Source organism: Vibrio sp. T20, assembly GCF_007858795.1.
GTDB classification, from domain to species: Bacteria; Pseudomonadota; Gammaproteobacteria; order Enterobacterales; family Vibrionaceae; genus Vibrio; species Vibrio satsumensis.
Map to the genome: position 1 here is coordinate 1 of NZ_VFEB01000181.1, position 254 is coordinate 254.

General features: G+C 45.7%; 1 protein-coding gene. It reads right to left on the reverse strand.

What is annotated here, in order from left to right; genetic code table 11:
- Nucleotides 1-254 (reverse strand): SLC13 family permease (locus FTW16_RS20075; RefSeq protein WP_146492264.1); only part of this gene is annotated, 254 nt, incomplete at both ends.

Here is a 254-nt window from a genome sequence, read left to right on the forward strand (position 1 = left end):
AATTTTTTTGCTGTTTGTCCAGTCTACAGGGGCGTGGTCTAGCTCGAATTTATGGTCGAGCTTGGGCTTAGTCATCACGTATAAAACAATCATCGTGATTGGCAATAAGATCATTGAGATAGGTAGGCCAAGTGCCATCCATTCTGTGAAACTTAAACCAACTTCTGCGGCAGCAATTGCGTTTGGTGGGCTACCCACTAAGGTTGCGATGCCACCAATCGATGCACAGTAAGCGATGCCTAGTAGCACAAACA